At 48.4% G+C, this 26,128-nt stretch carries 25 protein-coding genes; 6 read left to right on the top strand and 19 right to left on the bottom strand.

What is annotated here, in order from left to right; all coding sequences use genetic code 11:
* Positions 1–9 precede the first annotated feature (9 nt).
* The 7 genes from atpE to mnmG form a co-directional block, all read right to left on the bottom strand.
* A complete protein-coding gene (gene atpE / locus EQU24_RS02235; protein ID WP_014146839.1) occupies positions 10–300 on the bottom strand; it encodes a F0F1 ATP synthase subunit C in 291 nt (96 codons plus the stop codon).
* A gap of 42 nt (positions 301–342) precedes the next feature.
* On the bottom strand, positions 343–1,119 hold the full coding sequence (atpB, locus tag EQU24_RS02230; protein WP_014146838.1) for a F0F1 ATP synthase subunit A: 777 nt from the start codon (positions 1,117–1,119) through the stop codon (positions 343–345).
* A gap of 24 nt (positions 1,120–1,143) precedes the next feature.
* The gene (locus EQU24_RS02225; protein ID WP_017841061.1) at positions 1,144–1,503 is read right to left on the bottom strand and encodes an ATP synthase subunit I; all 360 of its coding nucleotides are present in this window, start codon (positions 1,501–1,503) and stop codon (positions 1,144–1,146) included.
* A 163-nt stretch (positions 1,504–1,666) separates the two neighbouring features.
* Positions 1,667–2,539, bottom strand: coding sequence for a ParB/RepB/Spo0J family partition protein (locus EQU24_RS02220; protein WP_017841062.1), 873 nt, complete (start codon positions 2,537–2,539; stop codon positions 1,667–1,669).
* Positions 2,540–2,546: 7 nt separating this feature from the next.
* Complete coding sequence (locus EQU24_RS02215; protein WP_026130214.1) at positions 2,547–3,314, bottom strand: ParA family protein; 768 nt, start codon at positions 3,312–3,314, stop codon at positions 2,547–2,549.
* 4 nt (positions 3,315–3,318) lie between these two features.
* Positions 3,319–3,948, bottom strand: a complete 630-nt coding sequence (gene rsmG / locus EQU24_RS02210; RefSeq protein ID WP_017841064.1) for a 16S rRNA (guanine(527)-N(7))-methyltransferase RsmG — start codon at positions 3,946–3,948, stop codon at positions 3,319–3,321.
* Positions 3,948–5,816 carry a tRNA uridine-5-carboxymethylaminomethyl(34) synthesis enzyme MnmG gene (gene mnmG / locus EQU24_RS02205; RefSeq protein WP_017841065.1) on the bottom strand — a complete coding sequence of 623 codons (1,869 nt, stop codon included), beginning with the start codon at positions 5,814–5,816 and terminating at the stop codon, positions 3,948–3,950. The genes rsmG and mnmG overlap by 1 nt, the downstream gene beginning before the upstream one ends.
* Positions 5,817–5,892: 76 nt before the next feature.
* Between mnmG and EQU24_RS02200 the strand changes: the two genes are divergently transcribed.
* Positions 5,893–6,108 carry a DUF7230 family protein gene (locus tag EQU24_RS02200; RefSeq protein ID WP_017841066.1) on the top strand — a complete coding sequence of 72 codons (216 nt, stop codon included), beginning with the start codon at positions 5,893–5,895 and terminating at the stop codon, positions 6,106–6,108.
* Between the two features lie 144 nt (positions 6,109–6,252).
* Here EQU24_RS02200 and EQU24_RS02195 read toward each other — a convergent pair whose 3' ends face one another.
* Positions 6,253–6,594: a TraR/DksA family transcriptional regulator gene (locus EQU24_RS02195; RefSeq protein WP_017841067.1), complete on the bottom strand. Its 342-nt coding sequence runs from the start codon at positions 6,592–6,594 to the stop codon at positions 6,253–6,255.
* A gap of 197 nt (positions 6,595–6,791) precedes the next feature.
* Between EQU24_RS02195 and EQU24_RS02190 the strand changes: the two genes are divergently transcribed.
* The 4 genes from EQU24_RS02190 to EQU24_RS02175 all read left to right on the top strand — a co-directional run bounded on the left by EQU24_RS02190 (position 6,792) and on the right by EQU24_RS02175 (position 11,134).
* A complete protein-coding gene (locus tag EQU24_RS02190; protein ID WP_017841068.1) occupies positions 6,792–7,697 on the top strand; it encodes an AAA family ATPase in 906 nt (301 codons plus the stop codon).
* Positions 7,694–8,638 carry a DUF58 domain-containing protein gene (locus EQU24_RS02185; protein WP_017841069.1) on the top strand — a complete coding sequence of 315 codons (945 nt, stop codon included), beginning with the start codon at positions 7,694–7,696 and terminating at the stop codon, positions 8,636–8,638. The genes EQU24_RS02190 and EQU24_RS02185 overlap by 4 nt, the downstream gene beginning before the upstream one ends.
* Before the next feature lie 3 nt (positions 8,639–8,641).
* A complete protein-coding gene (locus EQU24_RS02180; RefSeq protein ID WP_017841070.1) occupies positions 8,642–10,603 on the top strand; it encodes a transglutaminase TgpA family protein in 1,962 nt (653 codons plus the stop codon).
* 147 nt (positions 10,604–10,750) lie between these two features.
* Positions 10,751–11,134 (top strand): hypothetical protein, encoded by a 384-nt coding sequence (locus EQU24_RS02175; RefSeq protein WP_051056245.1) that lies wholly within the window; start codon positions 10,751–10,753, stop codon positions 11,132–11,134.
* A 522-nt stretch (positions 11,135–11,656) separates the two neighbouring features.
* Here the strand turns inward: EQU24_RS02175 and EQU24_RS02170 are convergent.
* Positions 11,657–11,941: a LapA family protein gene (locus EQU24_RS02170; RefSeq protein WP_017841072.1), complete on the bottom strand. Its 285-nt coding sequence runs from the start codon at positions 11,939–11,941 to the stop codon at positions 11,657–11,659.
* 182 nt (positions 11,942–12,123) lie between these two features.
* Here EQU24_RS02170 and EQU24_RS02165 point away from each other — a divergent pair, with 182 nt between their 5' ends.
* A complete protein-coding gene (locus tag EQU24_RS02165; RefSeq protein ID WP_017841073.1) occupies positions 12,124–13,083 on the top strand; it encodes a GNAT family N-acetyltransferase in 960 nt (319 codons plus the stop codon).
* Between the two features lie 357 nt (positions 13,084–13,440).
* Here the strand turns inward: EQU24_RS02165 and EQU24_RS02160 are convergent, their stop codons facing one another.
* The 10 genes from EQU24_RS02160 to EQU24_RS02120 all read right to left on the bottom strand — a co-directional run bounded on the left by EQU24_RS02160 (position 13,441) and on the right by EQU24_RS02120 (position 26,114).
* Positions 13,441–13,659 carry a hypothetical protein gene (locus EQU24_RS02160; RefSeq protein ID WP_017841074.1) on the bottom strand — a complete coding sequence of 73 codons (219 nt, stop codon included), beginning with the start codon at positions 13,657–13,659 and terminating at the stop codon, positions 13,441–13,443.
* Between the two features lie 51 nt (positions 13,660–13,710).
* Complete coding sequence (locus EQU24_RS02155; RefSeq protein ID WP_017841075.1) at positions 13,711–14,397, bottom strand: endonuclease/exonuclease/phosphatase family protein; 687 nt, start codon at positions 14,395–14,397, stop codon at positions 13,711–13,713.
* 21 nt (positions 14,398–14,418) lie between these two features.
* A complete protein-coding gene (locus EQU24_RS02150; RefSeq protein ID WP_017841076.1) occupies positions 14,419–16,638 on the bottom strand; it encodes a Piwi domain-containing protein in 2,220 nt (739 codons plus the stop codon).
* Positions 16,639–16,786: 148 nt separating this feature from the next.
* Positions 16,787–16,990, bottom strand: a complete 204-nt coding sequence (locus tag EQU24_RS23200; RefSeq protein WP_268869780.1) for a PDDEXK nuclease domain-containing protein — start codon at positions 16,988–16,990, stop codon at positions 16,787–16,789.
* A gap of 56 nt (positions 16,991–17,046) precedes the next feature.
* Positions 17,047–17,721 (bottom strand): PDDEXK nuclease domain-containing protein, encoded by a 675-nt coding sequence (locus EQU24_RS22685; protein WP_017841078.1) that lies wholly within the window; start codon positions 17,719–17,721, stop codon positions 17,047–17,049.
* A 217-nt stretch (positions 17,722–17,938) separates the two neighbouring features.
* Positions 17,939–18,127, bottom strand: coding sequence for a UPF0175 family protein (locus EQU24_RS02140; protein ID WP_017841080.1), 189 nt, complete (start codon positions 18,125–18,127; stop codon positions 17,939–17,941).
* Positions 18,128–18,325: 198 nt separating this feature from the next.
* Positions 18,326–19,792, bottom strand: a complete 1,467-nt coding sequence (locus EQU24_RS02135) for an ATP-binding protein (protein WP_017841081.1) — start codon at positions 19,790–19,792, stop codon at positions 18,326–18,328.
* Entirely contained in the window at positions 19,792–20,988 is a 1,197-nt protein-coding gene (locus EQU24_RS22680) for a restriction endonuclease subunit S (protein ID WP_017841082.1), read from the bottom strand. Before EQU24_RS22680 ends, EQU24_RS02135 begins: the two co-directional genes overlap by 1 nt.
* Positions 20,985–22,559, bottom strand: coding sequence for a type I restriction-modification system subunit M (locus tag EQU24_RS02125; protein ID WP_017841083.1), 1,575 nt, complete (start codon positions 22,557–22,559; stop codon positions 20,985–20,987). The genes EQU24_RS22680 and EQU24_RS02125 overlap by 4 nt, the downstream gene beginning before the upstream one ends.
* A gap of 165 nt (positions 22,560–22,724) precedes the next feature.
* Positions 22,725–26,114 carry a DEAD/DEAH box helicase family protein gene (locus EQU24_RS02120; protein WP_040575674.1) on the bottom strand — a complete coding sequence of 1,130 codons (3,390 nt, stop codon included), beginning with the start codon at positions 26,112–26,114 and terminating at the stop codon, positions 22,725–22,727.
* Positions 26,115–26,128 lie beyond the last annotated feature (14 nt).

Below are 26,128 nucleotides of genomic sequence, written 5' to 3'. Positions count from 1 at the left end.
CCGGATCTATTAGTTACCGGCAGCGGCTTGAACAGCAGATAAAAACGGATTCGCAAATGTGAAGAATAATGCCAGACCGACGCCGATCATGGTTACCGCGTCTAATAAGCCTGCAACAATGAACATTTTAACTTGCAACATAGGCACCATTTCAGGTTGACGCGCCGCGCCTTCCAAAAACTTACCGCCTAATAAACCGAAACCGATAGCGGTTCCAAGCGCACCCATTCCTAAAACCAGTCCGACAGCGATCGCTGTCATGCCTTGAACATCAGCAATTAAAGACGCTAAATTTTCCATGATACCTCCAAACGTATGATTAAAATTAAAGTAACAAAATAATTAGTGATCTTCGTGAGCCATACTCAGGTAGACAATCGTCAATACCATGAATATGAAAGCTTGTAGCGTAATAATCAGAATATGAAAAATCGCCCACGGAAAACTTAGCGCCGGCTGTATAGCCCACGGCAGCAGCGCAATCAAGATAAAGATCAATTCACCGGCATATAGGTTACCGAATAAACGAAGCGCCAATGAGATCGGTTTGGCCAATTCCTCAACCAATTTAAGCAAAAGATTGAACGGCAACAACCAAGGACCGAACGGCTGGAACATCAACTCTTTGGCAAAACCCCAAGGACCTTTAACCTTAATGCTGTAAAAAATAATCAGGAAAAATACCGATATAGACATCGCAAAGGTCGCGTTCAAATCAGTACTGGGGACGACTCTAAGATATTCGATACCCATCATCGAGCCGATCATCGGTAACAAATCGACCGGGAACAAATCCATGAAATTAAATAAGAAGACCCAGCAGAAAATCGTCAAAGCCAATGGCGCGATCAATTCGCTTTTGCCGTGAAAGCTGTCTTTAACCTGTGAATCGACGAACTCTATCATCATTTCGGCAAAATTTTGCACCAATCCCGGGACATCGGAAGTGGCTCTTTCGGCCGCCATTTTAAAAAACCAAATGAACAATCCGCCCAACACGGCGGAAAAAAACAGAGTATCCAAATGCAAAGTCCAGAAACCCTCACCGACACTCAACGGTGTCAAATGATGAACGATATATCCGGTTGCCCCTTCGGCTGCATGGGCTTCAGTAGCCATCTTTCCTCTCTCGAATTGAAATCGTCAGCGCATAATTAGCGCAAACCAAAATACGGACAATACTGCTATATACCCCAATAGCAGCGTTAAAATATTGATATTCGGAATTTGAAAAATCAAAAAAAACAGCACAGCTGTCAATATGAGCTTTCCCGATTCGCCGGCATAAAACGAATTCATGATTTTTTTGGCGCCTTGCCCGCTCGCCCTAAGGATTCGCAAAGCAAAGTATAGATTCGGTATAAACGCGGCTAATGCGCCTAAAAACGGCGATTTAGCACTCTGCAGCCCCGAAACCACTGCAAATCCGGAAGATATCGCGATAATGATGAACGCTTGTAAAATCAAGATTTTTTCGACTGTAGAAATCTTTTCGTCCGTCACACCAGCTCCAGATACAACAACCTGTGGATTATAGCGATGAGGCTTCATTTAATCAAGGACGAAAAAGGAACAGAGCATTTCCTTCTTTGCAACGATTCATCACCCGAATAAGCCACTCGATCGCTTTATTTTCCGGTTTTTCCCTTATCCCGGACAAACGAAATTAATCGGTAATCCTATTTTCCGAATAATTGAGCTGCTCGATAATCCCGTCCAATTGTTCCAAACTCGAATAAGCCACCACCAGTTTGCCGGAGCCGTTTTTCTTATGATTGATCGAGACTTTCGCGCCGAGTTTCGACGTTAAATCGTCCTGCAGTCGAAGGGTATCGCGGTCGACTTCAACCGGTTCGTTTTTCTGCGGCTCGGTCTGCAAATCCCTGATCAGTTTTTCCACCGCCCGAACCGAAAGGTTTTGTTTCGCAATTTTCTGCGCCGCCTGAATCTGCAAGTCGCGGCTCAGCGGCAATAAGGCCCGGGCATGTCCCATTTCGATTTGTTTATCGATTAAAAGCTGCTTGACTTCCGGCTGTAATTCCATCAAACGAAGCAAGTTGGTCACTGTCGCGCGGGATTTGCCGATCGCATCGGCGATTTGCTGATGCGTCAGCTCAAATTCCTCAAGTAGCCTTTTTAAGGCTTCGGCCTCTTCAAGCGGATTCAAATCTTCGCGTTGAATATTTTCGATCAACGCGATAGCCATCGCGCCTTTGTCGTCGATATCGCGCACGACTACCGGCACTTCTTGCAAACCTGCCAATTGCGCTGCGCGCCATCGCCTCTCACCGGCAACAATCTCATAACGCTCATCGCCGATCTTACGCAAAACAATCGGTTGGATGATGCCCTGTGCCTTGATCGAATCGGCTAATTCCTTAATTTTTTCCGGATCGATATCTTTTCTGGGCTGAAATTTTCCGCGCTGCAACCATTCGATCGGCAGTTTTTGCAATTCGTTTTTTTTCTCTGTCGCAGGTGGCGCATCGCCCAATAACGCATCAAGCCCCCGGCCTAAACCTCTTTTTTGTACCGCCATAATTATCTTATTTTTTCTCTTTTCTAATCATTTCACCGGCCAATGCAATATAAGCCAACGCGCCACGCGACGACTTATCGTATTGCATCACCGGCAAGCCATGACTCGGCGCCTCGGCCAAGCGAATATTGCGCGGAATCGTAGTGCGAAAAACCTTATCGCCGAAATATTCAACCAATTGATCGGAGACGTCTTTGGTCAAGCGACTTCTATTGTCGAACATCGTTCTTAAAATACCTTCGAGATGCAACCCGGGATTCACCGAACCTTGGATGTTTCTCAATGTCGACATCAGCGCCGACAAGCCTTCCAACGCGTAATATTCGCATTGCATCGGTATCAGCACGCTATCGGCCGCGACCATCGCATTCAAGGTCAACATATTCAATGACGGAGGACAATCGACCAAGATATAGTCGTACTGATCCTTGATCGGCTGCAAGGCTTCGGCCAAGCGACGCTCCTTACGATCGACCTGCAGCATATTAACTTCGGCCGCAGTTAAGTCCGAATTGGCCGGAATGATCGAAAAGCCGCAAGACTCCTGCTTAACGACGGTCTCGGCCGCCGGCACATCCTCCAACAACAGGTCGTAACTGGAATATTGCACCTCGTCTTTATCGACGCCGCACCCCATCGCCGCATTACCTTGCGGGTCGAGATCCACCAGCAATACTTTCCGTTTCGCGCCCGCCAAAGCCGCGGACAGATTAACACTGGTCGTCGTTTTACCGACCCCGCCTTTTTGATTGGTAACTGCTATCACCTTTCCCACTCGTTCACTCCCGCTGCGTAGGCTTGTTAATTTGAATCAGGCATCGCTGCGCTTCTATTCCCGGAACCCGTATCGGTATCACTGTCGCGTCACCTCCGATTTGCTGCAACTCCTGCTCGGGATACTGACCTTTCATCGCCAACAATACGCCGCCCGGCGCGATCAAATGCCCGGTCATTTTCAGCATGTCGGGCAAATTAGTAAACGCTCGCGTAATGACCGTATCGAACAAATGTTCAGACGTAAAACTCTCAACTCGGCCATGACAAACCTGAACATTGGCCAATTTCAACTCCAAAACGGCCTGCTGCACGAAACGGGTTTTTTTGCTATTGCTATCCAATAACGTGAAAGTTTTATCCGGCCGGCAAACGGCCAACGGAATGCCTGGTAATCCTGCGCCCGTCCCGATATCGATGACCGTTTGCCCGGTAACATAAGGTAAAACCGCAAGACTATCGAGCAGATGCAGACTTACCATCGCTTCTTGGTCACGGATCGAGGTTAGATTGAATGCTTTATTCCATTTATCGATCAGTCCGATGAACCTCAACAAGCGGTCGGTCTGTTCGTCGCTAAGCGTTAAGTTTAATTCATCGAGACCGGCCTGAAGTCGTTTCCGGCAAGTATCCATCAGGCGCTTTTCTTCTTTAAATGGACCAGCAACAAGGATATCGCCGCCGGCGTCACGCCGGGAATTCGCGAAGCCTGTCCCAGCGTTTCCGGCTGTTGTTTTCTGAGTTTTTCACAAACTTCGTTTGAAAGCCCCGAGACGTTCCGGTAATCGATCGTTTCCGGCAAACGTAAATGATCGTAACGCTTGGTCTTGTCGATTTCAGTCTGCTGCCTGTCGATGTAACCCGAATATTTGGCCTGTATCGCGACTTGCTCGGACACCTGCCCCGGAGTTTCATCCCGCTCGATAAAGGTCAACAGCCTCTCGATATCCACTTCGGGACGGCGCAGCAAATCCATCAAGTTGACTTCGCGCTGCAACGGCTTGCCCCAAAACGCTTCAGCTTGTTTGGCTTCTTCCGTTTCGGCCCGAAGCCATTTTTTCGACAGTTCTGTTCGCAAAGCACCAATTTGTTCACGCTTATGTTCGAAAGTGCGCCAACGCTCGTCGCCGACCAAGCCTAACTCGCGGCCGATTTCGGTCAAGCGTAGATCGGCGTTATCTTCGCGCAGCAACAGCCGGTATTCGGCACGACTGGTAAACATCCGGTACGGCTCTTGCGTGCCGCGCGTGATCAAATCGTCGATCATAACGCCGATGTATGCCTCGTCGCGAGCCGGACACCAACTTTCCTGGTCGCGAACCAAGCGCGCAGCATTGAGCCCTGCGATCAAGCCTTGCGCGGCAGCTTCTTCATAGCCGGTCGTGCCGTTGATTTGCCCGGCAAAAAACAAACCCGGCATATGCTTGGTTTCCAATGACGACTTAAGATCCCGCGGGTCGAAAAAGTCGTATTCGATCGCATAGCCCGGACGAATGATTTCGGCGTTTTCGAAACCGAGCATCGATCTTACGAATTCGTATTGCACATCAAACGGCAAACTGGTTGAAATACCGTTCGGATAAATCTCGTTCGTATTCAAGCCTTCCGGTTCAATGAAAATCTGATGCGAATCGCGATCGGCGAAACGTACGATCTTATCTTCGATAGACGGACAATAGCGCGGCCCGATGCCTTCGATCACACCGGTGTACATCGGCGAACGGTCCAGACCGGACCGAATGATGTCATGCGTTCGGCTATTGGTTCGCGTGATAAAGCAAGGGATTTGACGCGGGTGCTGCTCGCGTTTGCCCAAAAACGAAAAAACCGGAACCGGATCGTCGCCGAATTGTTTTTCCAATCGACTGTAATCGATCGTGCGACCGTCGATGCGCGGCGGCGTGCCGGTTTTCAATCGGTCCACTCGGAATGGCAACTCGCGCAAACGCTCGGCCAACTCGACCGAAGCCGGGTCGCCGGCACGCCCGCCGGTATAATTTTCCAGTCCGATATGAATACGTCCGGCTAAAAACGTCCCGGCGGTCAAGACTACGGCGCGCGCGCGAAATTCGAGCCCCATTTGGGTTTTAACACCGGCAACCCGACCGCCTTCGACGATCAAATCGGCAACCGTTTGCTGAAACAAGGCCAAATTCGCTTGATTTTCCAATGCACTACGCACGTATTGCTTATAAAGACTACGGTCGGCTTGCGCGCGAGTCGCTCTGACCGCAGGACCTTTACTGGCGTTTAGAATACGAAACTGAATGCCGGCATGATCGATCGCCTCGGCCATGATGCCGCCGAGCGCGTCGATTTCCTTGACGAGATGCCCTTTCCCGATACCTCCGATCGCCGGATTACAGCTCATCTGCCCCAAGGTATCGATATTTTGGGTGAGTAATAAGGTTTGCGCGCCGCTTCGGGCGGCCGCCAATGCGGCCTCGGTTCCGGCATGACCGCCGCCGATCACGATGACGTCAAAATTTTTTTTGAATTTCACAGGCTTTTAATGCTCAAATAAAGCGCTATTTTAAATAGTAAAGAGGCGTTGTCCAAAATTATTCAGGAGTTTATTTATGAAAAAGCCTAAAAAACCGGCACCCAACGCGCAAAACAACTTGGTTGCCAAGCACGCACATCAGTTTAACAAAGCCCAAATATTCCGCGACAAAACCCAATACCGCCGCAAAGCCAAACACCAAGGCAGGGAGCCTTTACCGATAATGTCCATGGACGCTATCGGTAAAGGCTTCTCCATCGAAAATACCTTTTTATACTCAAAAATTGGTTAAATTTATGAAGGTATGGGGTGTGGCTAGCGAGGATGTCGGCAGCAAGGCAGATTTTTGCTTCTCGGTAATTACTGAGTTACATGGATGTAGAGAAGTTATTTACGACCAAATCCGTAGACAGTTTTTTCAATCAAAAGGATTTAGCTATCGTTTTTCCGCTTTTTCCGCGCATTGAATGCACAAATTGGCAAAAGGTAAAACCTTCAGCCGCTCCTTGTTAATCTTCACCCCGCAGTTTTCGCAAGAACCGTATTCGCCATCGTCTATCCGATCAATCGCATGCCTGACTTTAAACATCTCCGCCCGGGTCGTATTGCCTAAATAATCCAATACTTCATCATTCTCGGTTTGTACGGCCTGTTCACCGAAATCTTGCGATAACGGCTCATCGGTATGTTTGACGTCCTCGGTAATTTTGCTCAGCCGCTCATCAAGTTCCTCGAGCATTTCGATCAAATTTTCGCGGACTTCCTCGTATTCACTCACAGCTCTACCCTGACATTAATTTTAAACTATAGTTGTAAATAGCATAGTACCATTAACTTCGGCATTCATTCTCATGAGACTTTATCTTATCAACAATTCCCAGTTTGAGCAGTTTCGCCGATCTTAGGGAGTGGGGTATGTCTATCGAGGTACGCCGAAAAAATTAATAATCCACTTCGCACAACAATCATCTCCTCATGCAAAACCCAATCGCTCCTTTACTGGACTCCGCCAATCGAATCATTCTCGGGAAACAACATCAAATCCGTTTAGCCTTATGTTGCCTGTTGGCTCGAGGCCATCTACTGATCGAAGACATACCCGGCGTCGGGAAAACCACACTGGCGCATACGCTGGCTAAATTGCTGGGATTGAATTATCAACGCATTCAATTTACCAGCGATATTCTGCCGTCCGATATTATCGGCGCCTCGATCTTCGACCCTGAAGATCGCAGCTTCAAGTTTCATCCGGGACCGATCTTCAATCAAATGATTCTGGCCGATGAAATCAACCGCTCGACGCCTAAAGCACAAAGCGCCTTACTGGAAGCCATGGAGGAACAACAAGTCACGGTCGAAGGCAAAACCTATCGCCTGCCCTCGCCGTTTTTCGTGATCGCAACGCAAAACCCCGCTCATCAAATCGGCACATTTCCCTTACCCGAGTCGCAACTGGACCGTTTTTTGATGCGCATCGAACTGGGTTATCCGGACCGCAACGCGGAACGAGAATTATTGAGCGGACAGTCGCGGTATCATTTGATTGAAAATCTTAAAACCGAATTACCGCCCGAACCGCTCAAAAACATCCAACAGCAGGTCAACACCGTACATGTTTCAAGTGCACTACTGGATTATATGCAGAATATCATCACATTTACCCGCGAATTCCCCGACTACCCTTGCGGTCTGTCGCCGCGTGCCGGCTTATCCCTGCTCAATGCCGCTAAAGCCTGGGCGTTCATGGACAGCCGCGATGCAGTGTTACCCGAAGATGTACAGGCGGTACTTCCGGCTGTCGCCGGCCACCGCCTGCGTTCCGCCAGCCAGGATTCCGCCGCGGTCGTCGCACCGATACTCGAACGCGTGAACGTGCTTTGAATACTCTGTCGCTCAAGGACCGTTTCCGGTTAAGCCGTTTTTTTGCCGGCGAAAAACCGTCCGATGAGGCCATTTTACTGAACCAGCGCCGAATCTTTATTTTGCCGTCCAAGCGCGGCCTGAGCTTTGTCGTATTAATCCTACTGTTGCTGCTGATCGCGTTCGTCTATAACAACAACCTCGCCTATTTTCTCACTTTCTTGCTGGCCAGCGTATTTTTTATCGGCATCCTACATAGTTACAAAGCCTTAGCCGGCCTGCTGATTCGAAAAGGACAATGCAAGCCGGTATTCGCCGGCGAACGCGCCGTATTCCAAATTCATATCGACAATCCGACCCCTGTTCCACGGCCAAGCCTCGAAATCGATTTGTATGACAAAACCCAAACGACCCTTGAGCCCTACGAGAAAAAAACCGCCAGACTGTATGCTCCGACCGAACATCGAGGCCATCAAACCTGCGGAACGATTACCCTATCGAGCGGTTATCCGCTCGGCCTCTTCCGCGCCTGGTCGCCATTGCGTTTTAATCTATCGGTGTTGGTTTACCCGAAACCCTGGCCGCAGGAAATTCCCTTTCCCGAAACCGGCGGCGGCTCATCGGATCAAGGTAAAACCGAAAAAGGAACCGACGACTTTTACGGCCTCCAAGAATATCAACGCGGCGATTCGATCAAACGCATCCACTGGAAAGCTTACGCCAAAGGCCAGGGGCTTTTCAGCAAGCAATACAGCGGCGAGCAAGGCGATGAACTGTGGCTCCATTACGAAGCCAGCGCAGGTTACGGCAACGAGGAACGCCTGAGCCGGCTGTGCCGCTGGGTTCTCGATGCGGAAAAAGCGGGGCTTCGTTACGGCCTTAAACTACCCGGCCAAAAAATCGGCCTCGGCATCGGTCCTGCTCACCTGACTCAATGCCTCGAAGCTCTCGCCCTGTTTTAGATTATGCCCGTCGATATCGAAAAAAATATCTTATTGTTTCTACTGATTTCGGTCGGATTGATTGCGCTACCGCATATCTATCACATTCCGGCTTCGACTTTCGGATTCTTCGCATTACTGTTGGCCTGGCGCTTCATCGGCATTTGGAAGCCAAGCTGCTTGCCCGGCAAATTCTTGCTGTTTTTGTTGACCGTAGGCGGCCTCGTCCTGCTTTATTCGCAGCATCAAGGCCTCTTCGGCCGTGATGCCGGAACCCGGCTGTTCATGACCGCACTGGCATTGAAACTTCTCGAAATCAAACAAGAACGCGATCTATATTTGATTGTTTTTCTGGCATTCATCGTTGCCGCTTCGCAATTTTTATACGAACAAAGCATCGCAATGGCGGGCTATATTCTGTTCGTTTGCTGCGTGCTACTGGGCACGCTGGTCGCAATCAACAGCCGCCGGCAAAACACCTTAAACGCACTGAAAACAGCAGCCGTCATCCTGGCGCAAGCTTTGCCTCTTGCGATCGTGCTGTTCGTTTTTTTTCCGAGAGTCGAAGCGCCTCGCTGGATGCTTTTCGAAGATAAAAGCCGCGCCAAAACAGGGCTCAGCGACAGCATGGAGCCCGGCTCGATCAGCGACCTCAGCTTTTCGGACGAACTGGTGTTCCGCGTCCGTTTTCAAGGTCAGATACCGCCGAATAGACTGCGCTATTGGCGCGGCCCGGTGTTTTCCGTCACCGACGGCAAACGCTGGACCGCAGCGAAACACTATACCTATACGGCCGCCGCCGAACCGGATTTCAGCGAACCGGCTTATCGCTATACGTTATTACTCGAACCTCAAAATAACAACTGGGTATTCGCGCTGGAAATGGCCGGAGACTACCCGCCGCAACTGCGCATGAATTCGGAATATCTGCTAACTCGAAGCGGCAACCCCGACAAGCGCGCCGAATACCCCATCACATCTTATCCCAGCTACCGCACCGGAACGCTCGAAGCCCATAAGTTACGCACCAATACACAACTACCGGGACCGACATCTCAAAAAATAACCTCGCTAGTCAAACGACTCGGCGGTTTCGATAAACGGCCCGAACAATTCGTCGACCGTGTCCTACAACATTTCAATCAAGAAAATTTCAGCTACACGCTGACGCCGCCGTTAATGGAAAACAACCCGATCGAAACTTTTTTATTCGAGACCCGAAGCGGGTTTTGCAGCCATTATGCAGCCGCCTTCACCTACCTGATGCGTGTTGCGAACATTCCTGCACGCGTCGTCACGGGCTATCACGGCGGGGTCTTGAACCCGGTCGGCAATTTTTTGGAAATAAGACAAGCCGACGCCCACGCCTGGACAGAAGTCTGGTTGAAAAACCGAGGCTGGGTGCGCGTCGACCCGACGGCCGCAGTGGCCCCGGAAAGAATCGAACAAAACGTCAATATCGAACAACAAATTGCCAGCCGAAACATCAGCTTTTTCTCTGCCGACAGCGATTTGGCTCGGCAGCTCGACTGGCTTAAACAAGCCCGGCAATTATGGAGCAGCGTCGATTACAACTGGCAGCGCTGGGTCATCAATTATCATTCCGCCAATCAGACCCAATTTTTAGCCTCGCTCGGAATAGAATCGTTAAAACAAATGCTATTTTGGCTGATCGGACTTGGCGCTTTATTCACCGCGATACTCAGCTGGCTATTGTTATCGCGTAAAGAAAAAACCGCCGACAAAGTATTGCGCTGCTATCGCCGGTTCTGCGCCCGGCTCGGCAAGGCCGGCCTAAAAAGAAAAGCTGGCGAAGGACCTATCGATTTCGCTAAACGGAGCAAGGAAGCGTATCCGGATCAAGCTGCGGCGATAGACGAAATCACCGGTTTATTCATTAAATTGCGCTATCAAAAAGAATCGTCGCAAGCAGACTTGAATCGGCTAAGCGAACGAGTCGACCGACTTAAGATTCGCCGAAGATAACCAGAAAATAAATTTTTCCCGTTGTCGACATGACAATTTCCATAAAGCTTTGAAACGATTAAAATGCATCGCCAGTATTGCAATAAGTCGCGAAGATGATATTAATGCATTTTTATTAAATAGTTAGCTAAGCGGGAAGAACACACGATGGACACGCTAGACATGTTGATATTTTATTCCTTTAATTTAGGAATTTTTACGCTCATTTTTTTTATCGCCGGCCTAATTAAACCGAAATGGCCACTGTTTTTTATGAAAGAACCGACTCGGTTTACAGTTGTTATTATTACAACCGTCATGATCATGGTAGTCATGACCATGTACGGAGAAGGCAATCGTAAAATTCGTGCGGAACAAGCCAGGCTTGAACGATCCAAGATGGTAGGAACGAGCCAAGAACCCGAAACGCCGAGCCCATCGGAAGTAAAACCCAAAAAAACCAAGCCGAAAAAACAGGCTGCCCCAGAGGATGAAATTCCTCAGTTTGATTCGGTGCAAGATGCTATCAAGGCCTTTGAAGAACGACAATGATCGCATCGGTCGCTCTGCCACTAAGTTAACGTAAATCCGTCATTCCGGCAGGGATTACCGCCGCCAAGCCTACACGGCACTGCCATTAAGTTAAGGACTTTTCCGTTCGCCCTGAGCCCTTCGGTTGCGCTCAGGAGAGCCTTGTCGAAGGGTGAATGGAGAAGTCCGAGTCGATAAGTTAAGCCGTCCATGGCTCGACAGGCTCACCACGAACGGCTTAACTTAGTGGCATTGAAGCCTACACGGACATACTCACCCAGCCCCTAACTTCCATAGCCCATTGGCTATGGATACCTTTCGCACTTCAAATTTCGGCAGTGCCGGAGGGAGCCTCGGGTGCTCGGCCCCTCACCTAACGCTAGGCGAGGGACCGGCATGGAGCTGGCATAGCGCCTACAGGGACGTATTCACGGTGTCCTTTGACGGGCTCCCCGGAGCCGAATTTTGATCTCCGATGGGTATACTTTAGTTAGGTGATTTCAAATTCAATGAAACTCACCTGCCCAACCAAACCGCAATCCTCTAATCTTCGCCGGCTTTCTGATCAGCTTTTTCACCATCTTTATCCCCCTCCTTATCCTTCTCTTCGTTCTCCGATTTAGCTCCCTGTATCAATACCCGCAGCAGCGACAACAAAGATCCCCCCGTCACCATGCCCAGAAAATAGATCACGATAACCATCAATGACACCGGCATCGTAACGCTAACCGACAACAAAGAAACCGTCACGACTTCCAGGTTTTGTATTTTGAACAACAAAACAGTCAAACTCACCAACACAATCAAGCCAATATAAACATATCTCATACCTTACCCTCCTTACACAGAAACGATTCATCAAGTTTTTATTTTTAGCAGCTTAATCGAATTTAGCCCATTTGAAAAAAACAATAGCTCAACGCCATCGATTTTGGCAGCATAGACCATTCAAGCAGATGATCTCTTTAAATGACTCAACAACTCAATGACCCAACAAGCTCCGGTGATTTATGAAACTGTCCGACTACCGCATCGAACCCGCCGATTATAAAGCCGATTTCAAGGATCTTCGCGCCGTGCGCGACTCGGTTTTTATAATCGAACAACACATCCCCGCCGACCTCGAACAAGACGACAAAGACCCGCATAGCCATCACGTCATCGCCCGCGACAATCATCATAATCCGGTCGGCACAGGTCGACTGACGCCGGAAGGACACATCGGCCGAATCGCCGTGTTACATCAATGGCGTAATCAGGACGTTGGCCAATCGCTATTAAGAGCGCTCATCGAAAGAGCGCAAAAGCAAGGACTCACACAAGTAACCCTAGATACACCAACGAGCGCTAGCGGATTTTTTCAAAAGTTCGGATTTGTCGGCGAAGGTAAAGTATTTAGCGTAGCCGGCAACGAATTTCAGCGCATGAGCATGACGCTTACGCCGCTTGCCAAAAGAACACGGCCGTCAGCCAAGCCGCGCAAGCCATCGGTTCCGACAGAAAAACTTGACAACCTGGAAGCCCACCTCGAGTCGGCCATTCGACTCATAGCCGAAGCACGACGCCAAATCTGCATTTATACCCGCGATCTGGAACATGTTTTATACGGACACAACGACGTCGTTGAAGCGTTTAGACAATTCGCGATCAACAGCCGTGACGGTTGCGTACAAATCATCGTGCAAGACACGTTTACCGCACGCGGCAAACCCCACCCGTTAATCGACTTGGCGCAAAGACTGCCTTCGTCGTTTCAATTCCGAACACCGGTCGAGCGAGAAGACCTGCAATACTCGTCGACATTTCTAATCAACGACCGAGACGGTTACTTATTCCGTCTAAGTGCAGAACGCTACCAAGGCGAATGGAGCCCCAATCATCCCGCCCGAAAAAGACAGCTCTACGAAGAGTTCGACCGCATCTGGCAACGCAGCCGACCCTGCACCGAATTTCGGGCGCTCGGAATATGAAGATTAAACCGCAGATTAGATCTCAGCTTTTTTGACTATATCATGCACAGCGAGCATCTTCCGACAAAAACCCGGGTTCGGTTCCTTATTCCAGAGATTCCCAGTTTGAGAAATTTCGCCCTATCCAGGGTGGGAGGTATGCCCATAGGCGCCAACATAAGGAAAAACGCGTCATTCCGCCAGGGATTGGCGGAATCCAGGGCCAGGGATGGCAATGCTTATCTTCACAATCATGTCACCTGGATATCGGCAATCCATGTCGATATGACGAATAAAGCCACAAATGCGCCATAGAGTAGGCACTAAGTTGGCACCTATGGGGTAAAGGTCGAAACCTTTAACTGACCTCAATCGATTTTAAGGCTCTTCCGGATTTCCCATCACGATGCCAATAAATGTTCCTAAAATACCCAACGAGGTTAACAAAGTCGCTGAATAATTAACGAACACATGTCCTTTACCTATTTTGCGAAAATAAACCGCGACAAATAAGCACAACACTATAAGCCAGAAAAAAATCTCTGTGATAATGCTAGGCTCAGCACCTTGTAGTAACGACTCCAAGTATTTGGACATTAGTTTTCCTTATCTTTTTATTTTTTTTAAAATTTTGTTACTAAAAATAGATTAATTTAGGTCGACAATCAGCGGCATATGATCACTAAGTTGAATCCAGTCAGAAAAGTTACCGACCGTAACGACGGGGTTTTTTGTCAAATTCTGAAAAAGATAATCAATGTGATAGCCTTTGTTTGAATTCTTCGTATGAAAGAATGTTGAGAGGCTTTCCTGGCCGGTTGATTCATCGCTGAAAAGGTGATAACTGCTCATCAAGCCTTGGTTAACCAGGCAGCTCTCGATTTCAGCAAATTTATTGTTACTTCTTGGCGTATCCCATATTTTGGAATGATTGAAATCCCCGCCGACAATAACGTTTTCCGCATCAAGCCAAGGTTGATAATGATTAAGAGCTGGTAATAGATAACCTTGATATTCATCACCAAACTGTTTACTGGCGCGATGATTGTATGCCCATGTTGCCAAGATTTTTAACCGACCACCATCGATATTCACTGGCAGGCAATAGATAAATTTATCGCTGAAAATATTATCAATCTCGGCTTGATGGTTAAACATGATAACCCCCATACCCTTTTTTGGATTGCGCCCAGTCCATAAATAAGTGGCGGCTGGGAAGTGATTACGGTCAAGTTGCTCACATTCCTGAATAATTGCAATATCCGGTGCTAGTGCTTCAATCGAGTCGAATTTAGCATTTAATTTCAAATTACAGTTCCATGTAATAATTCGCATGTTTTCCTGTTGGGGATGGGATTACAGATATACCGGACACAACCTGTCCATTTTTGAAAGGGCGTCGATACAAGTTTCTTGTCGTAGCGTTGCAAAGCGGTCGGCATGATGCGTCGTAACCGGCAAGCGAGGGTGGCGGTAGAGTGATGCGCCATGAATGCGGCTTAAGACCAAGACTTGATGGGCGAGAGTCTCTAAGGACACGTCTCCGTAGCGTTTGCGTAACCGTAGTGGTCTAACGCTGACTTTGTCACCCCAGATCTTGCCTAACTCTTCACCGCTATATGTCGATAAAATCATTTCATGATCCGATAGGTAAATTGCATCGCCCACATTGGGGTTGCTGAATTCTTTTGTGCCATCGGCCATCCGGCTTCGCCGATAAAGCACGGGCGCACCGGATTTTAAAACCTCCAATACATCGACTTTTACTCCATGCTTTTGCTCAAATTGTTCGATGACTTCGATAGACTCGTAGAATTTGCCGTCCCTGTGCAAAGTGATGCGTTTAGGCAGTTCACCTGAGCATGAACGCAGATAAGTCGTCAGGCTTTTATCCAGTAAACTCATTAATGCTTCGTCCTGCATCCTTTCGCCTTGCTGTTTATCGGCCAATTGCCAGCCCAACTGAGCGCCCGATCTCAGAAACAAAAACGCAAAACCGGGTGCGCGGACACTGATACCGCCCATGTCAAGTCCGATAAACAAATCGGTTTCTCCCGGCATGTCATCGATTGCGCATAACTGGCCGCCGCCTTTGCTGAATAATCCTGCGGCGACATTATTGAAATATGAAGGACTATATACATTCGGCCTATGATCGAGCCGCATGAACTGAGTTGCCAAGCCATAACTGAACGCAGTATCGCGTATTGCCACCTTGTCGGATTTGTCGATTAAGCCGATCAACAAGATGGCATTTGGGGGACATCTTTCGTTCAGCCGGGCATCCAGTTCAGCGGCGTTTTCAACAGGATTGGGAAATTTCGTAAAGGGGGGGAGTTCCGTAGTGGTTAATTGTTGCAAAGCTTGATAGGCATTGCAGAGCAATTGTTTATTCTGTTCAGTATTGTTTTTTTCGCCGGCAATTAACGGTATTACTTGAGTTCGGGTCATATTGCCAAATGCCTTGTGTCTCAAGACATCTTGTTCCCGACTAGATTTTGCGCCATTGGCGAACTGCAGCATCTGTTGATGATTCAAACGCTGTCTATGCAGAATTTGGTAATCCACTTGCTCCAGCTTACAGTTGAAATTGGGCAAATAAAGTCCTTTCACCATTTTTGCACTAGTTCTGATACGGTCATTCAGCGACCATTTCAAGTCCTTAGCCAATTTATTCAAAAAGATAGAGTCGATTTTGCTTAGGGTATCAAAATCGAACATAGGCTCGACTAGGCTTGCAATATGGTCGGCTTCGTTCTTACCGTATTTGACTTTAATCAGTACCGATTTAGTCGCTTCAGCCAATTGGCGCTCTGATAATAATCCTTTTGCCTGATGGTAACTGACCAATGATTGGCCCATATGAGGTAACACGCTATTGCCATTGAGCGAATCTTCTACTCTCAAGAATTCGGCAACCAACGGCGCTTTACCCGGATCGAAGTACCGGTGACGCACTTTTTTAATCGATTGCAGCCAGTCAGGCCTTTTGTCGATGATCCATTGCAACGAAATATCAGACTTGGCTACCAGATTGTGTTTAAGATGCAAACCAATTAAAACGGTGCCATTGGCTAAAACTTCCGGGCTAAGTTGCAGCGAACAAAAGGCGTCCAGATAGGTGGCGCGTGCATTAATCCGTGTGGAATGGATCGGTTCAAAAATTTCCGTATTGCCGCTGGCGGCTTTTTTATAATCTAATTTGCCTTGGCTGGATTTCTTTAGTTTCCAGGCTGCTTTGTTGATATCCTGGTTGACTAGCCTTTGCAATGCTTGTTGATGTTGCTCGATGCTGCAATCGAGTTCCAAGTCGCCGTCTTCTATCAAATTAGCCTGCAAATGAGTGGATTCGATGCCGCGTTGTGAAATTGGTTTTAAGGAAACGATGTGCTGATTACCCAGATTAGTCAGCAACGCAAAATCATTGGCTTTCTGTATTTCATAAGCCGCCTTCCGGGCTAACTGTTCTCCAGGTATGGTTTCATCGCGCTTTTGATAAACAATCCGGTAACGGCAAACTATATAACGATCGAGTTTTGAATCCAACTGTAGGGCGCTTAACGCTAAATTCTCCATTAATCGGTCCTTGTGTCCTGAAATTTAAGAAAACTTGTCAACAAAATATTTCTTATAACTCCAAACGGTTATAAAAATATCGGTGTAAAAATGCACTATCTACGCAAGCAATCAATGCCATTAAGTTAAGCCCTTATATCGGCATGGATTACCGACATCCAGACTGCATGGATGTATTCAATGCTTGCCATCCGTGGCACTGGATTTCGCCGATACTGGGCAACTGATTTTCCAGGTCCGCCGGCAATACTTGGGCTAACTGGTATTCGGCGACGCCGATCGGCTTATTGTTATCTCGCAAGGCGTATTCCGCGACCAGCTTGTTTCGTGTTTTACATAACAGCAAACCGATGCTTGGAGCATCCTGTTCGCTTTTTACCTGCGCATCTACCGCGCTTAAATAAAAGCTCAGTGCCCTGCGTGTTCCGGTTTAAAATCGCCGGTTTTGAGTTCCACGACGACATAGCAGCGTAATTTTAGATGGTAAAACAATAAGTCCAGATAAAAATCGTCGCCGCCCACATTCAATTCCACCTGTCTGCCGACAAAGGCAAAGCCGGCGCCCAATTCCAGCAAAAATTGGGTAATATGCCGGGTCAGCGCTTGCTCTATGTCGCGTTCATGAGCTTCCGAGCCTAGGCTTAAAAAATCGAAAATATAGGGATCTTTCAACGTGGCTTGAGCCAGTTCAGATTGCGGATTGGGTAAGTTTTGGTCGAAATTACTGATCGCCCGACCCTCTCGCTGCATTAGTCCGCTTTCAATCTGATGCACCAGCACATTGCGCGACCAGCCATGCTCTATCGTTTTGCGGGCATACCATAGCCGCTGCTCCGATGTTTTCAGCTTGCTTAACAGCACCAGATTATGGCCCCAGGGAATTTGTGCAACAGGCTGTTGCACAATTGAAGGTGATCCGGATGTTATGGGCCAGGCTTCCGCGAAAGCGCGCATATATTTGATATTTCGCGCTGAAAATCCTTTTAAATCAGGAAAGGCTTGCGACAAGTCTTTGGCCAGCCGCTCAATCACTTTACTCCCCCAACCTTGTTCGGCCTGGCACTGTAAAATGTCTGAGCCCATTTGCCAGTACAACTAAATCAGCTCTTGATTAACGGCCAAGGCGGCGCGCTGCTGGGCGGAGGCAATCTGTTGTTTCAGCGACGCCAACCATTGAGGGTAGATATCGGGGAGCTCGGTTTTATTCATGCTGGTTATTGTTGATTATTGAATCCGCGTCCAGAATAATCAGGCCACTTGTGTTTGAAATCATCTCAGGCATTCGAAATCCTGCAGGATGTCATCGGCGTACTGATACCTGATAACGCCCTAATAGCTCCATGAAGGCACGTATGGAGAACCCCGCCATTTGCGCCGCCTGGTCTACTGATAACACACCTTTTTCATACAGCTTGCTGGCAAGTAGCATTTGGATTTCCTGGGCATCTATATTGATAGTGTCAGGAAGTTGTATTTGTAGGTTTTGCATAGCCTTTCCTTTAGTGGTTTGTTTTTGTAGTTCGGGTTACGCTAACCCGAACTACGCGGCTAATCCATCTGGCTAGACCGAATTCAATCAAGCAACAGTCAAGCATGTCACACTCTTTTTTTCTATATTCGTCATGTAGTTACTGGTAACCGCTTGCAAATTCCCTTTAACCCAGTCAAGCAACAGTCAAGCAAATGTTTAAGCCCAAAAGGGTACATAACGCATCGCTTTAGTTCCTGCATCAGCATCGTAAGGCCTGATGACCCCGGCATCGGTAGCCTGCTTGATAATCCGACTGACCATTGCACTGTTTTTTACATCAACGCCTAAACGATCCCTAAACGATGTGTTATTCATTGACTCACGATTTACATATTTAAGGCAGCAATGCAGATAGCATGCACGAATGCGGTCTTCCTTATCCATATCCTTGAAATCCTTATGCCCGAATAATATTGCCCTGGTGTGTTCTGTCGTCACTTCGAACGCAGGGGCCGGCAATTGGTAAAACTCCGTTAGGGATACTACCTTGTCTATGCCGCTACCGCGCTCTTCGCAAATACCAATTCGACGCAGAAATGAAGCCAATGCTTCATTGCGGCTGCGTGGTGGGCTATCCAGAAAACGTTGCGTGTCTACCAATGGAATGCCAGGGTTGGTGATTTCCATTCGATCATTAAATATCTCGATCATCGGGCCAGTGCCAGTTAAGGCAAAATCCTGATGAATAAGAGCATTGGCCACCAACTCACGAATCGCAAGTTCTGGAAACATCGGCACAGACTTGCGTAGCGCCTGACCTATCACTTCGTTTTCGGGGAGCAAATTGTTGATAAAACCGATCAATCCTTCAAATCCGGTGGCATAGCCTTTGGTGCCGGGAATTTCACGGATGGTTTCCACACGGCTATTGCCCCGGTACAAAACTACTCTGACGGCCTTACGGCTTAAATGCGAAAAATACTCTAATTTGCGGGCAAACAAGACCGCGCCCAAATTAGCAATATGCCATTGGCCACTGTCACTTTTGACGATTAATCCATCTGCTTCCAAGCCACTTAAAATACCGGCACGGTTATCGGGCAGCGGTAACTTAACTAAATCGAAATATGCTGGGTAATCAAGAAGATTTAAAATCTGCTCGCTGCTTTGATTATCTGCAGCTATTTGACGCTCAAAAGGCACCCGATCGAACATGCGCCATAGCTCACGTTCCTTAGCTGAATGATCTTTAAGCTTTTTAGTGTAAGAACCCACCCGGATATATTCCACCCCATCAAATTGCACGGGTGTATGGTTAGCGGCTGCTATTTCCAGAATCACAAATGCTAGCTCTTCGACGCTAAATTCCAGAAATTGAAAATGAATCTTCGGTGTGATTTTTTGCAGCAACCAGCTTTCCAATTCCTGCTGTTTATGGCGGGCTGTTGAAGGCTTAAAGTCCGTGCCATGCAAGGCATGATCAGCATCAGCTACACCCCAAACCACATAAGCAGATTGCTTGCCCAACAACGCAGCTGAATTAGCTAATGCAGAAATGTATTCGCCGATCATTTGCGGATCGTCGTTATTTAACTTGAACTCGATCCACTCGGTTTCTTTGGGGAGTTTGCACAATTCGCGCAGCAGATTGGCAAGTTGCTCGGTAGATAACTGAATAGACATTACAGTTCACCGCTGAAGGCTTTTTGGCTGAGTGATTTAAAAAGAGATTCCGAAAATTGCAATGATTCTTGTTTATAGTTAATTGAAAAAGTTACTTTTTTATATAGTTCTTCATATTTATTTTGTAGTTCAATCGGCGGCAACAAAATATTCAATGTTCTAATGTCAGTAAAATTCAATCCAGCCTTTACCGCAGACTTATTTTTTGCTTTAAACTGTGTAACACCTGCCTCAGAAGAAAGATATGCAGCAAGATATCTTGGATTCAATTTATTTTGCTTAACCCTTAATAAAGCTAAATGTTGATTTATATAACTACCTGCAATTTCCTCAATAACAACAGCTGCTCTTCCTAAATCAGCAGTTATAGAAAGTAAAACATCACCAATTTGAGTTTTAGTTCTATTAGCTTCAGCTCCATCTGGAGCATTTACGTAGGCTAAATCATTTAATAACAGCTTGTTCTTTGAAACATTTTGTATCCGGATGAATTTATCTCCGGAGCCGCTGTAATGTTTAGCCCAACCGCGCGCTCCACTAGTTAAAAAAATTAAGCAATAATCTAATTCTTTGACATCCCACCCCTTCGGATTAGTCACCGGATCGCCGAACATGTCCAAAAACACCGCGCGGAGAAATTTGTCGGCGAGTTGGATGGCTTGCTGGTTTTTACGGCGCAGGCTGTCGGCTTTGTCGAGTATCGCGGCGATGCGTTTTTGCTCGGGTAGTGGGGGGAGTGGAATTTCTAATTTTGCCAAATTACCTCTGGATATTCGCTGCCTAGTTGTCCCAGTTACAAAATTAAGAATGTGGTTATTGAATTTCTTTGAATTGATTGTATGCATAAGCCATCTTGAATCAACATCGCTAGATAACGGACGCATAATACATACATCAACAACTGTTACACAGGGCTTATTTGATCCAGGAAAGATGCAAGCTCTGCCAATTGGGTCGGGCATCCGAGCAATTAAAATATCGCCCGGCTCAAGAAAAGTGCAGCGTAACAACTTCGCTTTATCCATAGTCATAAATCGGTTTGATTTGTCTACGAATTCTCCTGTACCTATGTCTGCGAGCTGGATAAGTCGAACTTCGCCATTGGGATCTTGGTCTTTACTTTCTACCCAATCGCCATCGGCGAAAAGGCCATTTTGTGAAATCAGAGATTGAAGTTTTCGAATCTGTAAACTCACAACATCCCCTCTAATTCCTTCAATTCATCCTGAATCTCATCCACCAAACTCATCCACTGCTGGAGTATTTCCTTGGGATCTTCGTATTCTTCTTCCTGATGCACGGTTTCCTTGTAACGGTTCACTGACAAGTCATATTTATTGGCGACAATCTCGGCTTTACTGATCCAGAAACAGGCTTGGGTTTTGTCGTTGGCAGCGGTGTCGGCGATGGCTTTGTCCCGCTTTTGATAAGCTTCCAACACTTTGGGCAAGTCACCGGCGAAACCCAATGGATTGCCCTGTTCGTCCTGATACAGCGGGTCGCGCTTGTCGTCGAGAGAGAAGCCGTCGTCCTGCACGTCGTAAAACCAGACGTGATCGGTCGCGCCGCCTTTGACGAAGATTAGAATCGCGGTGGCAACGCCGGCATAGGGTTTGAATACGCCGCTGGGCAGATTGATCACCGCTTCGAGCTGGTTGTTTTCGATCAGCAGTTGACGCACGGTTTGGTGCGCCTTGGACGAGCCGAACAACACGCCTTGCGGCACGACGGTGGCGCTACGGCCGCCGATTTTCAGCATTCTAAGGATTTGGGCGATGAACAGCAGCTCGGTCTTTTTGGTTTTGACCAGGCGCAGAATCGGCGGATTGATGGTGTCTTCGTCCAGGCTGCCTTTGAACGGCGGATTGGCCAGGATAACGTTGAAGGCGTTTTGTTCCAACGCCGGAAACTTGTCGGCAAAGCTTTGCGCCAGAGAATCCTGATAATGAATGTCCGGGTCTTCGACGCCGTGCATGTAAAGGTTCATCGCGGCGATGCGCAGCATGGTGCTGTCGAAGTCGAAGCCGTGGAACATTTGCGTTTTGATATGACGCCATTGGGTTTGGTCCAGCAAATCGCCGGTATAGGTTTTTTGGACGACGGCTTTGCCTTTGTCGTCGGTGATGCTTTCCACCAAGACGCCCTGCTCGCTGCTGTAGGTTTCCAGCAGATGTTCCATGACCGCGACCAAGAAGCCGGCAGTGCCGCAGGCCGGGTCGGCGATGATTTCGTCCGGTTGCGGATCGAGCAGACGCACCATCAGTTTGATGATATGGCGCGGCGTGCGGAACTGGCCGTTGATGCCGGCGGTAGTTAGTTTGCTGAGCAGATATTCGTACAAGTCGCCTTTGGTATCGCCGGCTTCCAGCGGCAGCGCGTCGATCATTTCGATGGCTTTGACCAACAAGCTGGGTTTGTCGATGGCCAGACGAGCGTCCTTCATGTAATCGCCGAAACGACTGTCGCCGGTATGGGTGCGGAAATGTAAGAAGACTTCATCACGCACCACTTTAATCAGCCGTTCGGCGTCTTCGATATGGCTGAACTGGCTCCAGCGCAGGTGCTGTTCGTTGTCTTTAAAGCGCCTGGTAAAACCGCGGCTGGTACGGTCGGCACGTTTTTCGTCTCGGCTTTCGTTGATGTCCAACAGTTTGGCAAACATCAGGAACGTAATTTGCTCGATGACGGTCAACGGATTGGCGATGCCGCCTTGCCAGAATTCCAGCCAGAGTTTGTCGATTTTGTTTTTCAGTTCGCCGGTGATCATTTAATTGTTTTTAAAGTTTATCTAATGGTTGTACGTGTTTCTAGTTCCAACGGTTTCCGTGGGAATCTATTTATAAATGCTGCGCGTTCCGTGACGCAGAGCATCACTGTATGCATTCCAACGCAGGAGCATTGGAACGAGAAAAAACGCGAAGCTATCGTTGCGTTAAGTTTCGTTTGCTTGCCTGGTTGATTGTTGTTGCGGCTGTTTACCGAAGCTTTCAACGATCGCCAGCAAGTCGTCTATTTGCTCTGCGTTGCTGAATACGCTGTCCGGTTCGCCGATAGCGGCAAACGGCATTTCGTATAGATTATCGATTTCGATCGCGCCGCTTTGGGCGATTTGCCGTTTCAATAGACTTAAAAACTGTACTTGCCGAGCGCTCAAGCTTGGGTATTGTTGAATGAAAGCGGCAAAGCGTTGATTGACCGTATTGCCGTCCATGCCGACGATGGTGCGCAGGATTTGGTCCATTGGTGCGGCAGTACCGTAGAATTTTTTCAACGTGTTCAAGTCGATATCCGGGTGCTGGGTATGTACCAGCGCATTGAGGTTTTCCAGTTCCCGCTCACTGACCGCCTCGCCGTTACGGATTTTCTGCAAGATAGGGTTCCGTTCGAACAATTCCTGCAAGGCTTGCTCGACTTTGACCCGATAGGCAACCATATCTACTGAATTCAGATAGGAGCTTTGTTTTTCCCGCACTTCTTCGCTGTCGGTGATGTCGATGATTGGCGCTTCAGTTTTGGGGATATCGCCTTTGTTGCGGTATTGCATGATACCGCGCAATTCCTGCCGCATCTGCTCCAACTCATCGAGCGAAGCCTTTTGCCACCATTCCGTCTCTCGGCATTGTTTGATCCATTCGGATTTGGCTTTGACCTGATTCAAATTCATTTGCAGTTGCCAGAGCTGATTGATGGCGCGTCCAGCCAGATCATCGAAAGCTGCGGCTTGTTTCAGTTTTTGTTGCTGAATCTGACTGACCAACAAATCCCACTGATAGGCATCGCTGTGGCCGCGCACATCCAGCCATTGCATCAGCGGCGCGATTTCACTTTCCAACAGGGTAACGGTGTTGGCGCCGAATTGGCGCAAGGTTTCCAAGTCGCTCATTTGCTGTTTGGTTTTCCATTTGTCGCAGACCGCGATGGTTCTGTCGTCCAGGCTGTTGATGGTTTTGTGCAGCCACCCCGCCATCGTTTCGAAAAAATCCGCTTCGGCGTGATGCAGGGCGGTTTTCGCCAACTCCAGACGATTTTCAAACAATTGCTGCATCAACGATTTGGATTGGCTGACTGTTACCTCGCGTTGCTTCATGCCGTGATATTCAACGACGCCCCAATGATCGAAAATCAGAAAATGCGTTTTGTGTTTGCCGGGACCGAACAGGTTTTTACACAGGCGGGTTCCCCGTCCGACCATTTGCCAGAACTTGACCGGCGATTTGACCGGGCGGGCAAACACCAGATTAACGATTTCCGGCACGTCGATGCCGGTGTCGAGCATGTCCACTGAAATCGCGATGGTGAGCTGCTCGTTGCTGCCTTCGCCTTTGAAGTCGTCGATCAGCTCTTCGGCACGCGGGTCGTAGTTGTCGATGACCTGGCAGAATTTGCCGCCGTATTGCGGATAAAGTTCGTCGAACAGTTGTTCGAGCAGTTTGGCGTGTTTGTGATTGCGGGCGAAGACGAGGGTTTTACCCAAGGTTTGCCCGTCGGCCTGACGGATGCCGTTTTCCATCAGGTTTTGCAAAATCTTGCGATTGGTGTCTTTGTTATAAATCGCGCGGTCAATTTGTTCGGCGTCGAAATCCAAGGTGTTGGGGTCAATGCCTTTGTCTTCCAGTTCGGCAAGTTCTTCGGCACTCAAGGCATGGCCCTTGATGCCGTCACGCAGGAATTTGGTGGTGTGTTTGACCACTTGATACGGTACCAGATAGCCTTCTTCGACGGCCGTTTCCAGCGTGTAGTTGCTGGTCGGTTGTTTGAAGTCGCAGCCGAATAATTGGCAAGTGGAGCGGCTGACCATTTCCACCGGCGTTGCTGTCAGACCGACTTGCAAGGCATCGAAGTAACGAAATAGGTCGCCGTAAATGTTGTATATGCTGCGATGGGATTCATCGGCAATGATCAGGTCGAAAAAACCGGTATCGAGTTGTTCGTAGACTTTCATCATCGCCGGATAGGTCGCGACAAAGATGCGGTTATGAGTGTCTTGGGCGCTTTTCGTCGTTAACACGCTGATCGGCGCAGACAGAAATTCGCTGAAGGCGTTCTTGGCTTGCTTGCGCAATTCACGGCGGTCGCACAGAAACAGCACCCGCTTGACCCAGCCGGCTTTCATGCAAGAATCGGTAAGGGCAATCGACAAGCGAGTTTTACCGGTGCCGGTGGCTTGTACCGCCAGGGCTTTGCGTTGTTTGGTTTCAAAGCGTTCGCAAATGCGTTTTAAGGCTTCATGCTGATACAGCCGTTCGCCTAAAATATCGGTTTTGGAGGACACGGTGTTTAACGCTTTGCGCTCGCTACGTTGCCGGATCAGGTATTGCAGACTGGATTTGGCATAAAAGCCGTATAATCGGCGCGGCGGATAATGTTGCGCCGGGTGATCGTCCCAGATCCAGATATCATGACCGTTGGTGTAAAAAATCACGGGGCGTTGACCGTGCATTTTCTCTAGGCCATCGGCATAATGTTTGGCTTGATGCCGGCCTTTTTCGGCATCGACAGCGGTTTTCTTGGCTTCGATGACGGCGAGGGGTTTGCCGTTATCATCCTTCAAAACATAATCGGCAAAGCCCTCGCCACTCGCCGTGGGTTGATAAAGCACTTTTTCTTCCAATGCGACTTGTTCGCCATTGCTCAGGCCCCAACCGACTTGCGCCAGTTGCAGGTCGATCAACTGTTTGCGGGTGGCGGCTTCGTCGAAATGCAAATCGTTGGCGACTTGCTGTCCTTTGCTGGCCGCTTGTTGCTGCAATTTGCTCAGTTCCTCGGTCGTTCGTTTCAACTGCGCGGCTTTTTCCCGTTCCGCTTCCAGCTCGGCCAGCATCGCCTGCATGCGGGCTTCTTGCTTGGCGTATTGCTCTAGCAGGGCCTTGCGTTCTCTTTTGTATTCGGCTTTAGCGGAGTGAGTAATTTTGGGAGTTTCGAAGTCTTTGACGCTCGCGAGGTCGCCATTGGCGTAGGTGGCAAACAGCCAGCGGCCGATATCGAACGCTTCTTTTAGCAGCCATTGCGCGTTTTCTGCGCTAATTTTATCGCCATGCGCGGCTTTGTTGCCGTGAATGCGTAGAGCATGCAATTTATCGAGCACGACTTGAGGTGTCACCGATTCGAAGGCATCATTACTGAGCATTTCCATGAATTTCGCCATCGGCGGCTTGGGTAAACCCAGTTGGCGATAAACGGCGTCGACAGTACGCTCGGCGAAATTACGCAGCTTGGTCAAGGCGCTTTGCGGGTCATCAAGGGCGTAATGTTCCGCAAACCCTGCCAATGCGGACAATTCCGGCCAGCTGGTCTTTAGAAACTCAAAATTTTGTGATTGCATATTGTCGATTCTTT

This window comes from Methylotuvimicrobium buryatense (assembly GCF_005931095.1).
GTDB classification, from domain to species: Bacteria; Pseudomonadota; Gammaproteobacteria; order Methylococcales; family Methylomonadaceae; genus Methylotuvimicrobium; species Methylotuvimicrobium buryatense.
The sequence above is the reverse complement of the archived record's forward strand: the minus strand, read 5'-3'. Positions and strand labels throughout refer to the sequence as shown.

Excerpts from the sequence above, each read along its gene's own strand:
- EQU24_RS02200 (WP_017841066.1), top strand. The coding sequence starts at position 5,893 with ATGAAAAAGCCTAAAAAACCGGCACCCAACGCGCAAAACAACTTGGTT.
- EQU24_RS02150 (WP_017841076.1), bottom strand. The coding sequence starts at position 16,638 with ATGGAGAATTTAGCGTTAAGCGCCCTACAGTTGGATTCAAAACTCGAT.
- EQU24_RS22685 (WP_017841078.1), bottom strand. The coding sequence starts at position 17,721 with ATGGGCTCAGACATTTTACAGTGCCAGGCCGAACAAGGTTGGGGGAGT.
- EQU24_RS02160 (WP_017841074.1), bottom strand. The coding sequence starts at position 13,659 with ATGTCCAAATACTTGGAGTCGTTACTACAAGGTGCTGAGCCTAGCATT.
- EQU24_RS02135 (WP_017841081.1), bottom strand. The coding sequence starts at position 19,792 with ATGTCTATTCAGTTATCTACCGAGCAACTTGCCAATCTGCTGCGCGAA.
- EQU24_RS02120 (WP_040575674.1), bottom strand. The coding sequence starts at position 26,114 with ATGCAATCACAAAATTTTGAGTTTCTAAAGACCAGCTGGCCGGAATTG.
- atpE (WP_014146839.1), bottom strand. The coding sequence starts at position 300 with ATGGAAAATTTAGCGTCTTTAATTGCTGATGTTCAAGGCATGACAGCG.
- EQU24_RS02125 (WP_017841083.1), bottom strand. The coding sequence starts at position 22,559 with ATGATCACCGGCGAACTGAAAAACAAAATCGACAAACTCTGGCTGGAA.
- atpB (WP_014146838.1), bottom strand. The coding sequence starts at position 1,119 with ATGGCTACTGAAGCCCATGCAGCCGAAGGGGCAACCGGATATATCGTT.
- EQU24_RS02220 (WP_017841062.1), bottom strand. The coding sequence starts at position 2,539 with ATGGCGGTACAAAAAAGAGGTTTAGGCCGGGGGCTTGATGCGTTATTG.
- EQU24_RS02175 (WP_051056245.1), top strand. The coding sequence starts at position 10,751 with ATGGACACGCTAGACATGTTGATATTTTATTCCTTTAATTTAGGAATT.
- EQU24_RS02170 (WP_017841072.1), bottom strand. The coding sequence starts at position 11,941 with ATGAGATATGTTTATATTGGCTTGATTGTGTTGGTGAGTTTGACTGTT.
- EQU24_RS02140 (WP_017841080.1), bottom strand. The coding sequence starts at position 18,127 with ATGCAAAACCTACAAATACAACTTCCTGACACTATCAATATAGATGCC.
- rsmG (WP_017841064.1), bottom strand. The coding sequence starts at position 3,948 with ATGGATACTTGCCGGAAACGACTTCAGGCCGGTCTCGATGAATTAAAC.
- EQU24_RS02165 (WP_017841073.1), top strand. The coding sequence starts at position 12,124 with ATGAAACTGTCCGACTACCGCATCGAACCCGCCGATTATAAAGCCGAT.
- EQU24_RS02155 (WP_017841075.1), bottom strand. The coding sequence starts at position 14,397 with ATGCGAATTATTACATGGAACTGTAATTTGAAATTAAATGCTAAATTC.
- EQU24_RS02180 (WP_017841070.1), top strand. The coding sequence starts at position 8,642 with ATGCCCGTCGATATCGAAAAAAATATCTTATTGTTTCTACTGATTTCG.
- EQU24_RS02190 (WP_017841068.1), top strand. The coding sequence starts at position 6,792 with ATGCAAAACCCAATCGCTCCTTTACTGGACTCCGCCAATCGAATCATT.